Origin of the sequence: Ancylomarina euxina (genome assembly GCF_003863355.1) — a bacterium.
In the GTDB taxonomy this organism is placed as follows: domain Bacteria; phylum Bacteroidota; class Bacteroidia; order Bacteroidales; family Marinifilaceae; genus Ancylomarina; species Ancylomarina euxinus.
The window spans coordinates 129,979-144,338 of sequence record NZ_QQWG01000009.1; the positions used below are offsets into that span (position 1 = coordinate 129,979).

Sequence of the window (14,360 nt, forward strand, 5' to 3'; positions counted from 1 at the left end):
ATAATATATTATAATTGAGTATTCTTATTTATTACCACAAAGTTCAGTCAAAACTCTCTGTGTTGACTTCGGGTGCATAAAACCAATTTTCAAACCTTCAGCACCTCCACGAGGAGTCTTGTCAATTAGTTGGCAGCCCGCCTCTGCAGCATCATTCAATGCTTCTTGAACATCTTCAACAGCAAAAGCTAAATGATGCATTCCGCCACCTGTTTTCTCCACAAACTTCCCAATTGGTCCTTCTGGATCAGTAGACTCAAGCAATTCTATTTTCACATCTCCAACTTTGAAAAATGCAGTTTTCACTTTCTGATCAACTACTTCTTCAATAGCATAACACTCTAATCCTAATACTTTCTCGTAAAAAGGAATAGCTTCTTCTAGGCTTTTAACAGCAATCCCGATGTGCTCAATATGTGTCGGTTTCATAACTAAGTATATTTTGATTGAATAATTTGGTGACAAAAATATTGAAAGGAAAAACGATAATCAACGTTTTCACTGATTATTAAACTTGTTCTTCAACATGTTCAAATCAGCAAGTTAAATTCACCCACTCCCTTCTGATACAAAGACTATTACAGAATAGAAACACATTTAAAAACTCCAGCAAAAAGACTCAAACTTGCTTCAAATTCAGCATATTCGAAAACCTTTGCACTATTCTTAATTTTCGACAAAACAAATGAAGACGGTTTTTACCTTTTTTTGAAAAAAAAAATAGTTTGCTCAGCACAAACTGAACTGTTTTAAAACAATCTTTTTTTATTACTCAGTCATATTTCAAAAAAAAGCGAATCTCAAAAACGTCAAATTCCACCGAAAAGATCTCAAAATAAAGTTGAATTTAATATTCGTTGGCATTTCTTTACAACGCAATTTAATACCTCTTTACAACACGAGCAAAACAAATAAGCTATTGACTACCGTTCTACCCTAAAAATCAAATCAATCAATAAAATATTCTTTACCACTAAAAAAGAAGACTGTTTGACAAGATCATCAGCATTAAAAACATTGAAATTCCGTAATCTCGGCTCAACAAAATCAAACTCTTTAACTATATTTGCACCGAAATCTGCTTTCAACCAATTTTATAAAAAATTTAAGATGATACTATTCTTTAAAAAAGGTAAAGTTCATTACGGAGTACATTGTTCTCTCGAATTAAATGCAATTGACACAGCTAAATTATCTTGGCTATTTAGCGATGCTGAAGTCCTAACTACACCAACATTAACAGGTAAGTTTGTAGGTCCTCGTAAAGAGATGATTACACCTTGGAGTACAAATGCTGTTGAGATTACTCAAAACATGGGATTAAATGGAATCCTTCGTATAGAAGAATTCATACAAGTTGATACTGAATATCCTCTGTTCGATCCTATGCTTCAAAGCTCATATGAAAATTTAGATCAAGAAATTTTCACCATCGAAAAGCAAGCTGATCCTATTCTTTACATCGAAGATATTAGAGCATACAACAAGCAAGAAGGTCTGGCCCTGAACGATGAAGAAATAAGCTACCTTGAAGAGGTTGAAAAAAAGATTGAGCGTAAATTAACCGATTCAGAAGTTTTCGGTTTTTCTCAAGTAAACTCAGAACACTGCCGCCACAAAATATTCAATGGTACTTTCATAATTGATGGCGAGGAAAAAGAATCTTCTCTTTTCCAATTAATTAAAGAAACCTCAAAAAAGAATCACAACCGTATTGTATCAGCTTACAAAGACAATTGCGCTTTTGTAAAAGGTCCAAGAGTTGAACAGTTTGCTCCTGCTTCTCACGACAAAGCAGATTTTTTCTACACTAAAGATATTGACACTGTCATCTCATTAAAGGCAGAAACTCACAACTTCCCTACAACGGTTGAACCATTTAATGGTGCTGCAACCGGGACTGGTGGTGAGATTAGAGACCGTATTGCGGGCGGGAAAGCGTCTTTACCAATGGCAGGAACAGCTGTATATATGACAGCATATCCTAGACTTGAAGCGACAAGGAATTGGGAAAACGCGACGGATCCTCGTAAATGGTTATACCAGACTCCAGAAGAAATCCTTATCAAAGCTTCAAATGGTGCAAGTGATTTCGGAAACAAATTCGGTCAGCCATTAATTTGTGGCTCGGTAATGACTTTCGAGCATTTCGAAAACAACAAAAAATACGGTTACGATAAGGTCATCATGCAAGCAGGCGGAGTTGGATATGGCCGATTAGAGCAAGCTCAGAAAGATGTCCCTAATAAAGGCGACAAAGTAATTCTTTTAGGTGGTGACAACTACAGAATTGGGATGGGTGGTTCTGCTGTTTCTTCAGTTGCAACTGGAGAATATGCCAACTCTATTGAGTTAAATGCGGTTCAACGTTCTAATCCTGAAATGCAAAAAAGAGTTTGTAATGCCATTAGAGCCATGGCAGAATCAGACAATAATCCAATCATCTCTATCCATGATCATGGTGCTGGTGGTCACTTGAACTGTCTATCTGAATTAGTTGAAGAAACTGGTGGAAAAATTGATCTTAACGCTCTTCCTGTTGGTGATCCAACACTATCAGCAAAAGAGATTGTTGGTAATGAGTCTCAGGAAAGAATGGGATTGGTTATTGGTAAAGATGACGTTGCTCTTTTAACTCGTATTGCTGATCGTGAACGAGCTCCAATATACGAAATTGGTGAAACAACTGGAGACATGCGTTTTACTTTTGAAGATAAAAAGACTGGGGAAAATCCTATCGATTTAGCTCTTTCTGAAATGTTTGGTAAACCACCCAAAACCGTCATGACTGATGAAACTGTAATCGAATCTTTCGAAGATGTTTCATACGAAGTTGACAAACTTGAAGATTACCTAGAAGAAGTTCTTCAGTTGGAATCAGTTGCATGTAAAGACTGGTTAACTAACAAGGTCGACCGTTCTGTAACGGGTAAAATTGCCATGCAGCAATGCGCTGGACCTCTTCAATTACCATTGAATAATCTTGGAGCTGTTGCTTTGGATTTCCAAGGCGAAAAAGGTATCGCAACTTCAATTGGTCACGCTCCTGTTTCAGCTCTTGTTGACTCAGCAAATGGTTCACGTCTTTCAATTGCAGAATCTTTAACCAACTTAGTTTGGGCTCCAATTGAGCAAGGTATTAAAGGTGTTTCGCTTTCAGCTAACTGGATGTGGCCATGTAAAAATAAAGGTGAAGATGCTCGTCTTTACAAAGCTGTTGAATCAATTAGTGAGTTTGCCATTGAACTTGGACTAAATGTTCCTACTGGTAAAGATTCATTATCAATGACTCAAAAATATGGTCAGGATGATGTGGTTTATGCACCAGGAACAGTAATTATTTCAACTGTAGGTGAAATTATTGACATCAATCGTATGGTTAGCCCAGTGATGAAAAATGTAGCTAACTCACACCTATTACATATCGATTTCTCAAAAGATGATTTCCAACTAGGAGGCAGTAGTTTCGCTCAAATCGTTAACAAACTAGGTAAAACAACACCTAATGTAAACGACGCTAAATATTTTGCTAAGACATTTGAAACTCTTCAGCAACTGATTCTGGACAGAAAAATTCTAGCTGGTCACGATATCTCTTCTGGTGGTATGATTACTGCCTTACTTGAGATGTGTTTTGCGGATAACAAACTTGGCGCTTCAATTAATCTTGATACAATTCAAGAATCAGACTTAATCAAAGTTCTATTTAGCGAGAATCCTAGTGTTATCATTCAGGTAGAAGACTTCGATTCTGTAAGCAAAACTCTTACTGAAGCAGGAATCATTTTCCATAATATTGGAAGTCCATCTGAAGCTGGCAAAATGACAATCACCCAAGCAGATAAAAACTTATCTCTTGATGTGGCATCATTACGTGATCTTTGGTACAAAACATCCTACTTATTAGATCGTAGTCAGTCTGGTAAAGATCTAGCCTTAGAGCGATTCAAATCATATAAAGAAAATAGCTTAAGCTACAAATTCCCTGAGAATTTCACTGGTAAATTTGCGCAATATGGTATCGATCCAAAGCGTCAAACCAAATCGGGTATCAAAGCCGCTATCATTCGTGAAAAAGGTGTGAATGGCGATAGAGAGATGGCTTGGATGATGCATCTAGCTGGCATGGATGTGAAGGATATTCATATGACAGATCTTATCTCTGGCCGTTCAGATTTCTCTGATGTTAACATGATTGTTTTTGTTGGAGGTTTCTCTAACTCTGATGTATTAGGTTCGGCAAAAGGTTGGGCTGGAGCATTCCTATATAATGATAAAGCTAAAAAAGCGCTTGAAGACTTCTATAAACGAGAAGATACGCTTAGTTTAGGTGTTTGTAACGGTTGTCAGTTAATCTCTGAACTAGGTTTAATATACCCTGAGCACGATCAACATCCTAAACTAATTCATAATGAATCTCATAAATTCGAGTCGGGTTTTGTGAATGTTGATGTTCAGGCTAACGATTCAGTCATGCTATCAACACTTGCTGGTAGCCGTTTAGGTATTTGGGTTGCTCACGGTGAAGGTAAATTCAACTTACCTTATGGTGAAGACAAATACCAGATTCCAATGAAGTACAGTTTTAAAGATTATCCTGCTAATCCAAATGGATCTCCATTCGAAACGGCAGCAATCTGTTCCGAAGATGGTCGTCATTTAGCTATGATGCCTCACTTGGAGCGTGCAACTTACCCTTGGAATTGGGCTTACTACAATGAAAACAGATTAGAGGATGAATTAAGTCCTTGGATTGAAGCTTTTGTTAACGCAAGAAAATGGATTGCAAAACATAAATAATTAAATATCCACATATTTAAAAACCCTCTTTCCTATTAGGCAAGAGGGTTTTTTCATTTACAATAAAAAGATTCAATTTAGATTATTTTTAATATCTTGTGCTTCAAACTAACCAAACCGAACAATACGATGAAGCACTTTGCACTACTCATATCAATCCTATCTATCACATTCTCATGTGCTAACAATAAACACACACATAAGAAATCCGTGTCAGATTCTGCTCAAGTTAATAAAGAGGTTTCAATCAATAAGCCCAAATTCTCACCTGGAACACTTGCGTTAAACATAAAAATAATAAATATTATTCCTCATGATAGTTATAATGAAATAATTTCAACTGTAGAAAAAACATTAGGTTCTGGTGCTGGAATAATTGGAGTGTATTCAAAAGGAAAAGAAGTATCCTTTGAAAGCAAACATGACTTTAAACTAGAAGTGAATTCAACTCGCAGTTTCCTTTTTAAGGAAACACAAACTATAGGTAATAATAAAAGTAATTTAAAAGTAATTAGGGAAATAAAGTAATAACACAATCCAATTGCTGAACTTCAGCATAAGCTAGAAATTAAACGTATTAGTCTGTTACAAGAAAATCATTTAGACCTACTAACCACTAACTAACAAAAAAAAAGAATGGCAAAACATCTACTTTTAGGTACAGCATTTTTTGTAGTTTGCTCCTTATCCGGATTAGCACAAACAAAAAATATTGTTATTAATGAAAACACCTACAAAAAGCTTACTGCACCTGGTGTGAACCACGTGAGAATGGCTAAAAAAGCAGACAAACGCAAAGGAATCATTCGTGTCAAAGATGCACCACACGAACGAATAATGTTTGAAAAATTAATAACTCAAGATCCCAAAACAGGAGAACTTCCAACTAACTTTCGTGAAAGAGAATTAAAATTTCTATCAGATAATAAAAGTCAATTCATATCCAGAACTAAATCACAAAATATTGATTGGAAACAAACAGGACCATACAATGTAGGTGGAAGAACAAGAGCACTTGCCATTGATGTGACGAATGATAACATAATATTAGCTGGTGGTGTTACGGGTGGAATGTGGCGCTCAGAAGATGGAGGTGAAAGTTGGACAAAAACGACAAGCACAACAGAGCATCAAAGTGTAACAGCTGTAACTCAAGATCCTCGTGAAGGGCACACCAATATTTGGTATTATGCGACTGGTGAATATTCTGGATCAGCTGGTGCTATTGGAGCCTTTTATTCAGGGGCTGGGGTATTCAAATCTATCGATGGTGGAAAAACTTGGGCTAAAATTGCAGCAACGGATACTGATGATACACCTATTTTCACAGAAACAATCGATATCTGTTGGAATATATGTGTTGATCCTTTAAACGGTGACGTCTACCTAGCAACCTATGGTAAGATTTGGCGATTAACCGATGTCGGTGAAGTTGCAACAACAGTTTTAACAAGTAAGCCTACTAACGATGATAAATGGGCTTCAACTACTGATATACTTTGTACTCCTTCAGGTGTTAAATATGCAACATTAAGTAGTGGAGGAACTGTAAATGGTATATTTAAATCAGTAACTGGAAACACAGGTGATTGGACAAAAATAACACCAGACAACTTCCCTACTAATTTTGCACGTATTGTTTTAGCTTATGCTCCAAGTAATGAGAATATTCTTTATTTCCTTTCTGAAACACCCAATGCAGGTTTTGAAGGACATAGTATTTGGAAATTAGCAGTAGATGGTGATACATATACATGGGAAGATCGTTCACTCAATCTTCCTGCACAAGGAGAAGACGATGTAGCGGGATACCGATCACAAGGCTCTTACAATATGGTCATCAAAGTGGCTCCAGATGATGAAAATATGGTCTTTATTGGAGGAACCAATCTTTACCGTAGTGACGATGGCTTTGCAACGAATGCTAATCCGGTTAAAACAGGCAAGGATGATCCTACTAACAAATCTAAAACCTATTGGATAGGAGGATATGCTACTGAGAACAATGTCAGTCAATATGACAACCAACATCCGGACCAACACGCCTTAGCTTTCTTTAACGATGGGAAAACACTATTAAGTGGTCATGATGGTGGTATCAGTAAAACCAGTAATTACAAGCAAACTGAGGACTCTGGACAAGAAGACGATCCCGAACATCCATCAGTTAAACCGGTAGATTGGGTTTCTTTGAATAATGGCTACTTGACAACTCAAGCCTACACAGTTGGAATTGATGCTAAAGATGAAACATCTTACGAAATATTAACAGGCTTTCAAGACAATGGAACTTGGTACACTTATAGAGAGGACAATGGAATTCATAAAAAAGGTTGGATTCAACTCGGAAGTGGTGATGGCTCTTATTGTAGTATGCACAACAGTTTAAATGGTTACATCACGTCTTCACAAAAAGGTCGTATCTATTTAAATGCATACAATACCGATAGTAAGGAATGGGAGTGGACAAGAGTTGATCCCGAAGGTGTAAACTCAGACAATGTATTGTTTATCAACCCATATGAAATTGATGGCAACAACGAGAGAATTATGTTTTATGCAGGAGGAACTGATATTTGGAGAAATAATGATATTTATGAAATCGATAGATTTTCAAATTATGCAGCTACTGAAGGATGGGTAAAAATTGAAGGAACTAATGTTACTGGTAAAATCTCTGCAATAAAGTCATCGATCCTTCCTGCTAACTTATTGTATTTTGGAACTTCTGAAGGAAAGATCTATAAAATTATTAACTCGCACTCAAGTCAAACGGTAACTAAAGAAATCACTGCTTCTTTCATGCCAGAAGGTTATGTAAGCAGTATTGAGGTTAACCCTGCTAATGCTAGCCATGTCTATGCAACTTTTTCAAACTATGAAGTAGCTAGTATATTCTTTTCGAAAGATGCCGGTGAAACATGGACTGATGTTTCAGGAAACCTTGAAATAACAAAAGAAACAAAGAATATTGGACCTTCAGTTAGATACATCAACGTTGTAAACGCTGAAAATGGACCGATCTACTTTGCAGCAACAAGTATTGGCTTGTATAAGGCAACTGATCTTAATCCGAATACACAATGGACTCAAGTTTCGACTGATAAAATCGGGAATACTGTCGTTGATATGGTGAAAACCCGTAAAGATGGTTTTATCGTAGTAGGAACTCACGGTAATGGTATTTTCCACGCAAATATTACACCTGGAGAGCCAACTATTGACCCTGCAGGCCCACTTGTGAGTATTGATGATTTAGACGAAACTAATGCCAAACTTAGTATTTATCCTAATCCTATGGTTAATGAAAGTCGCATTGCTTTTCCTAATCAAAATAATGAAAGTTATAGATTAATTGTTGTTGATGCTTCTGGTCGCGTTGTTCGTATTATTGAAAACATTACTAATAATAATGTATTGATAAACCGTGAACAGTTAAAACCTGGTATTCACCTTATCAATCTTGAAGGTGAAAAAATATACAAGGGAAAACTTCTTGTGAAATAAGCTACCAAACCCTTTAACTAAAAAGACCTAAAAGCTCAATGCTTTTAGGTCTTTTTTACTTTATCCCTTAAAGGCTTAAAACCAAATATTAATAGCCAATACCTGCAGCCATAATGTTGTTTGGGTCGAAAGCATGACAAGGTGTTACACCGTGAACCATATCACATTTAGGACAATGTCCTTCGAATTCTTCCATGGTAAAAGGTTCTTTACAACCATGACATTCAATATCTAGTGGCATTGGCATCAACTGCTCTGCAAATCCCATCATTCTAACCTTATCAACTACTTGTTGACCATTTTCGAAACTTCCTGCGCATCCGTCATGCATAATATCTATATTTTAGTGTTAGTTCGTAATTCTATTTTTATTTAAAAGGTAATCTAAAAACCAATATCTTCTTTTTTAATAATCTCACCTTGACGTAATCTGTTTCTCATTTTTTGAACAACAGAATCCATTCTTTCAAGATCACTCAATAAGTTTTGTTCCTCATCACTAGTTTCAATCACTTTGTGAATTCCACCATTTTTAATAACGATACGTTTATCGCCCATAAGTGCCAAAATTGGATCATGTGTTGCCATCAAAACAATCTTTTCTTCACCTACCAACAAATCCAAAGCTCGTTTTCTATCGATACCTGCATTCTCAATTTCATCAATTAAGACAATAGGTGATTTACTAAGAATAGCCGTATCTGCAATCATTAATGCTCTTGACTGTCCCCCACTTAAACTTGTAATAGGAGTCGATAATTCAAACTTCTCTCCAGCCAAATCGTTTGCTTGTGCAAAAATTTTATTAATCACACTTTCGATATCCTCTACCAAACGAGACTGTGCATGTAACTCGATAAATTCATAAACCGTTAAGTCCATCACAAAGTTCATATTCTGTGACAATTGAGCAACCAACTTGTTACCCGAATTCAAACGCCATTTTGAATCGCCAGCTTCTCCATTGATAAGTACTGAACGTGAAGTTGGCGTATCCCCCTGAGCAACCCATTCAATATCCGCCAATAAACGACTCTTACCTGAACCAGTAGGTCCTACAATACAAACAATTTCGCTCTTTTTAATTGTTAATTCACCAAACTGTTCAGCTTCACCAGACTTATTTGTTCCTGGTAATAATGTAATACTATGAACACCATCATCCTCATCTTCACCTAAAAATGCGAGCATCTGATCGATATAAGTACACATTGATCCTAGAACCTGTGACTTATCCATAGCCCTATTTTCTTGCTCTTCCTCTTCATCTAGGAAATCCAGGTAATTGACCAGTTTAATATCTAAATTCCCATTCAATTCCAATGTGTGCTCTTCGAAAAAACCAGGTAAAAAAGGATATTTCTCAAATAAATCGGTAAGAGTTTTGCTCTGTATATCGTTAATTGTAATCATCTTCTAAATCTAAATTGATTAATCGTAATTGTCAATAATCTACTTCTTATCACCTAAGTCAATTTTTCGAACATTACCCATTTGATAAGATTCTCCTATTCGGGTTTCACCCAAACAATATGAACAAAGAGCAGATGGCATTGAGAATCTCAATTTTTCTCCAACAAGTGTTTTAACTTCAACTTTATCATCATATAAAAGAGTACTTAACTCGTATGCACCTTGTCCTGTTAATCCATTCACGTGCATTATAGTAGCACCTGGATTCACCGTATTTACTCTTGAAGCAAATACCTCACGTTCAGCTTGAGAAACAATATCACCTTTTGTGATGATTACAATGTCAGCTGTTTTAAGCATTGGTCCAATCTTCTTTGGTGTATTAATACCACTCAAATTATCGATAACACACACGGCAGTTACAGTCTTAATATATGGAGAGCAACGGTTACACAATCCAGCACTCTCTGTAATCAAAAGATCCAAACCTTCTTTCAAACCCCACTGAGTCACCTCTTCGATATTACTCACGAAATAATGGTCAGGGCAAAGTGAACCGGAAAGCCCTTTTTTCACTTTTACGCCTGCTTTTTCATAAAGGATGTCATCATCAGTATACAAACAATCGAATTTTACAACACCAACTTTTAAACCACGCTTTTGAACGGAGTCAATTGTCTTTAAAATAACGGCTGTTTTCCCTGATGAAGGAGGTCCTGATACAGTAACTAGATTCATATCTTAAGGTTATATCTGTTAAAATTATGAGTTAATACAAGCTTGATAGCTTGCTAAATTAAGATTGTGGCGTAAAACTTAAAGGGCCTATATTTTTAAAGCTGTTATCCTTTATTGCTTTATTGAATATACCTTCACACTTAACGATTAACTCTCCAATATTGTTTGAGTTGATATAATCCCAACCCAACCACATAAATTTATTTTCCTTTGGAAGTCTATTATCAACTTCAGGATTTATACTTGGGAACAGTCCTTGATGTGAAAGAATTTCACCAACAGCTTTTGAAGCAAAGAAATCAATCACATCCTGAGTTTTCTCCAATTTATCTTTTTTAGTTAACATGAAAATAGGACTAATAATAGCACCATCCTCAGGCCAAACTGCAAGCATACTTCCACCCTCTTTTATCATCTTGGTAAAGAAATAAGGCATGATGGTTATTGCTGGACGATTTTTCTTTTTGGTATGCGATTTCACCATTTGAGATGGGTGCATACTTTCCAATAAACATTCTCCTAAACCTTTCACACCCTCTTCACCATAAGCTTTATAGATGTGAAGTAACATAGAGTTGAACAAGTCGAAATCACTAATTGGAAGACTCACACTATTTTTAAATTCAGGCTTGAATAAATCAGCCCAAGTGCGTGGCACTGCTCTATCACCTAATTCATCAGTATTTACAAGGAATACGGCTGGCACAACACCAATCATAGAGTAATGTCCTTCAGGATCTTTCAAGCAGATATCTTCATTGTCAAAATCCTTATTCAAACGATCGAATCCTGTACTGTCAGCAAATACACCACGCTTTTTGAATTTCCCCATCAACTTTTCGTCAAAGAATAAATCGAATCCCGCAGAAATAAAGATATCAGCTAACTTATCTGGATTATCTTCATTAATCACATCACCCATTAACCAATCAAGTCCCATTGAAGCAGCCTTTAGATCATATACGATTTCACGATTATTCTCTTTCTTATATTCTTCAATAAAAGCATCAATACCTTCAACCAAGGGCACACGAACTGGACAAGGTAATAATCCTTGAACATGAATGGCATCAACGTCCGTACTAGTAGGTTTCTGGTTTAGATCTGCATCAACCTGATTTCTTGTCAAATCAATACCCTCAACTAACAAAGAAGCAAAAGCGTCAACATTTAACTTTTTCATCTTCAAAGCCATCTCCAAGCTTAAAGATTTACCGAAAAGTTCTATTTTCTTAGGATCTTCGAGCTGTTTGAATCCATTTGAAACAAAAATCTTAATTGTTTCAGGGAAACGTGTACAAATATCTAGTAAACTATCGGTATTCTTAAAATATTGATTCTCCATATCAGTGAGCTTTTATTTAATTTTCTATTGCAAATGTACGCTTGAGTCAAGTTTTAAAATGTAACCAATGTTACACTAAACGTTTTTTTTCTAAAAAACAATCAACTACTCTCATTTCCATTTCTTTTAAGTCTTCTATTAACTAATGATAAATAACCACATAAGCCTGACGAACACGTTTTTTACTTAGATAAAGGCTAATTATTTTGTATCTTTAGAGCAACTATATATATCATAGTCAGATTTCATTGGTCAAAATAAATTCAATTACTTATGAGGTCAACAGCAAACATAGCGATCAGAATACTGAGTATCACACTATTACTCAGTATCTTTTCGCATGTTTACTCGCAAGATCCGGTTGTGGCATTCATCAATAATTCGAATAAGACCCTTTGCCCCTTAAACAATGGAATTATCACTTCTCTACAAACTTCATCTTTAGAAATATCAGGTCCTACTGATAAAACTTGGTTTGCCTCATATTCTGTAAATGGAGGACCTGCTGAGAATATGAATGGAAGCATGGGCATAAACACAGACACATTCGATTTTGAGATTAGTTTTAGAAATGATAGCCAAAAACTAAAGACCTTCAGTATAACTATTGAAAAGGCATGGTTGGAAGATGGAACTCAACTTGACATTTCAACTGATGATCGAACAAGAGATATAACGGTCTATCCTTTAACCATCCCCAGTGTACAAGCCTATGAGAGTAAAATCAAAACAAGTTCTGAATATGATTACACGGTCATAATCGGAATGAACTCCACGTATACTGGAGAACTACCAGCCGGAGCAAATCAGATAAATTATCAAACCGAAATTATTGATGCCTACAAGTACATCAATTTTAGAGTAAAGTGGCAGGCAGAAGCTGGGATTACGACTTTCAAATCGATTGAAAAGACTGGTTTTGGTTGTAATAGCGATACAATCTATAGTGATATTGAGCTTAAAAGTGAATTTAGTCTTGATTTAGGCGAGGATAAAAACATCTGTTCAGGTGATGCCATTACTATAAGCCCAACTATCAATCTTAAATCAGACTATTCCTACCTTTGGGAAACGGGTGAAACAACCGAAACCATTGAAGTTAATCAATCAGGAGAATACGAATTAACCGTTACCGATCTTAAGGACAATCAAAAAATAACTGATCAAATTATAGTTACAGTCCATAATGCACCAGAAATAGATATTGCTGACATTATTATGATGGATGGTGCTCCAATTCAAGTCAACATTCAAAAGGAAGGATGCACTTACCTTTGGTCAACAGGAGAAACAACAAGTGAAATTGAAATTGCAAGCCCTGGCGATTATTCAGTTATGATTACTTCTGAATATGGATGTAGCAATTCTAAATCATTCACGGTTAAAGATCAGTCTTCGTTTTTCACCCTAAGTCTACCGAATATTATACATATGTGCGCTCAAGAAACAATGACTTTGAGCCCTTATATGGATATTAATCAAACCTACACCTATTTATGGAGCACAGGTTCAACTAAAAGAGAAATAGAGATCAGTAGTGAAGGTATATATACACTCACTGCTACTGACCCCAATGGATACTCTCAAACAGCCAGTTCTCAAATTTATTACCATTCAAAACCCATAGTTGATTTAGGAGTTGATTTCATTCTTTGGGATGGAGAATCAAAACAACTCGATGCTCAAAATGCAGGTGCAAGTTACAGGTGGAATACACTTGAAACAAGTCAGGTAATCACGGTGAACTCTGGAGGTGATTTTTGGGTAAACGTTATAGATGAATACGGTTGTGCGAATGCTGATACCATTTTTGTTGACTATCGGGATGGAGAAAAGTTTAGAGTAGAATTGGGAGAAGACAAATCGATTTGCCAGGGAGACTCGATTCTGATTATTCCTGAGATAATTGGTCATCCTATAGCTCCTTTGATCTATAATTGGATCGATCTAAATCATACTGAAGCTGAAATTTATTTGAAAGAAGATGGTGATTACACATTAGAAGTAACAGATAACTTAGGTAATACTGAAAGTGCTCAAATTCATATCACAATTCTACCACTTCCTATCGTAAATCTAGGCGAAGACATTATTGATTCTCCAAATCTCGAACAAGAGTTAATAGCTAATGTTGATAAGGTAAGCTACAACTGGTCTACTGGTGAAATCACAAAATCGATTACCATAGAAAAGACAGGTACATACTGGTTAGAAGTTATTGATGAAGCTCAATGTTCTGCACGCGACTCCATTTATGTGAAATTCTTAAACGATTACCCCTTTGTTGGCTTACCCAAAGCATTCTCTCCCAATGGAGATAGCCATAATGATTTGCTTTTTGTACGCGGCACTGATATCAATAAAATCAAGCTCACGATATACAATCGAAGTGGTAAAAAAGTGTTTGAAACATCTGATGTTAATCAGGGATGGGATGGGACTCACAATGGTCATTTTCAAGACATGGATAGCTACTATTACAATTTAGATATCACCTACACCAATGGTGTTATTAGAACAAAGACTGGTAAATTTGCTCTTCTTAAATAATTACCAC

The 14,360-nt window shown here is 36.0% G+C and carries 9 protein-coding genes; 4 read left to right on the forward strand and 5 right to left on the reverse strand.

From position 1 onward, the window contains the following. Positions 1–24: 24 nt before the first annotated feature. Complete coding sequence (gene mce / locus DWB61_RS10595) at positions 25–429, reverse strand: methylmalonyl-CoA epimerase (protein ID WP_125030884.1); 405 nt, start codon at positions 427–429, stop codon at positions 25–27. Between the two features lie 681 nt (positions 430–1,110). Between mce and purL the strand changes: the two genes are divergently transcribed. The 3 genes from purL (at position 1,111) to DWB61_RS10610 (ending at position 8,307) form a co-directional block, all read left to right on the forward strand. Next, positions 1,111–4,800, forward strand: coding sequence for a phosphoribosylformylglycinamidine synthase (gene purL, locus DWB61_RS10600; protein WP_125030885.1), 3,690 nt, complete (start codon positions 1,111–1,113; stop codon positions 4,798–4,800). A 210-nt stretch (positions 4,801–5,010) separates the two neighbouring features. Next, entirely contained in the window at positions 5,011–5,328 is a 318-nt protein-coding gene (locus tag DWB61_RS10605; protein WP_125030886.1) for a M14 family metallopeptidase, read from the forward strand. 108 nt (positions 5,329–5,436) lie between these two features. Then, entirely contained in the window at positions 5,437–8,307 is a 2,871-nt protein-coding gene (locus tag DWB61_RS10610; protein WP_125030887.1) for a T9SS type A sorting domain-containing protein, read from the forward strand. 88 nt (positions 8,308–8,395) lie between these two features. Here the strand turns inward: DWB61_RS10610 and DWB61_RS10615 are convergent, their stop codons facing one another. The 4 genes from DWB61_RS10615 to DWB61_RS10630 are packed head-to-tail and all read right to left on the reverse strand — an operon-like array spanning position 8,396 to position 11,803. Then, positions 8,396–8,638, reverse strand: coding sequence for a hypothetical protein (locus DWB61_RS10615; protein ID WP_125030888.1), 243 nt, complete (start codon positions 8,636–8,638; stop codon positions 8,396–8,398). Positions 8,639–8,691: 53 nt separating this feature from the next. Beyond that, complete coding sequence (locus DWB61_RS10620; RefSeq protein ID WP_156190236.1) at positions 8,692–9,720, reverse strand: ATP-binding cassette domain-containing protein; 1,029 nt, start codon at positions 9,718–9,720, stop codon at positions 8,692–8,694. Between the two features lie 39 nt (positions 9,721–9,759). Continuing rightward, positions 9,760–10,458: a GTP-binding protein gene (locus DWB61_RS10625; protein WP_125030889.1), complete on the reverse strand. Its 699-nt coding sequence runs from the start codon at positions 10,456–10,458 to the stop codon at positions 9,760–9,762. A 58-nt stretch (positions 10,459–10,516) separates the two neighbouring features. Beyond that, positions 10,517–11,803: an ABC transporter substrate-binding protein gene (locus tag DWB61_RS10630; protein WP_125030890.1), complete on the reverse strand. Its 1,287-nt coding sequence runs from the start codon at positions 11,801–11,803 to the stop codon at positions 10,517–10,519. A 273-nt stretch (positions 11,804–12,076) separates the two neighbouring features. Between DWB61_RS10630 and DWB61_RS10635 the strand changes: the two genes are divergently transcribed. Further along, positions 12,077–14,353 carry a T9SS type B sorting domain-containing protein gene (locus DWB61_RS10635; RefSeq protein ID WP_125030891.1) on the forward strand — a complete coding sequence of 759 codons (2,277 nt, stop codon included), beginning with the start codon at positions 12,077–12,079 and terminating at the stop codon, positions 14,351–14,353. Positions 14,354–14,360 lie beyond the last annotated feature (7 nt).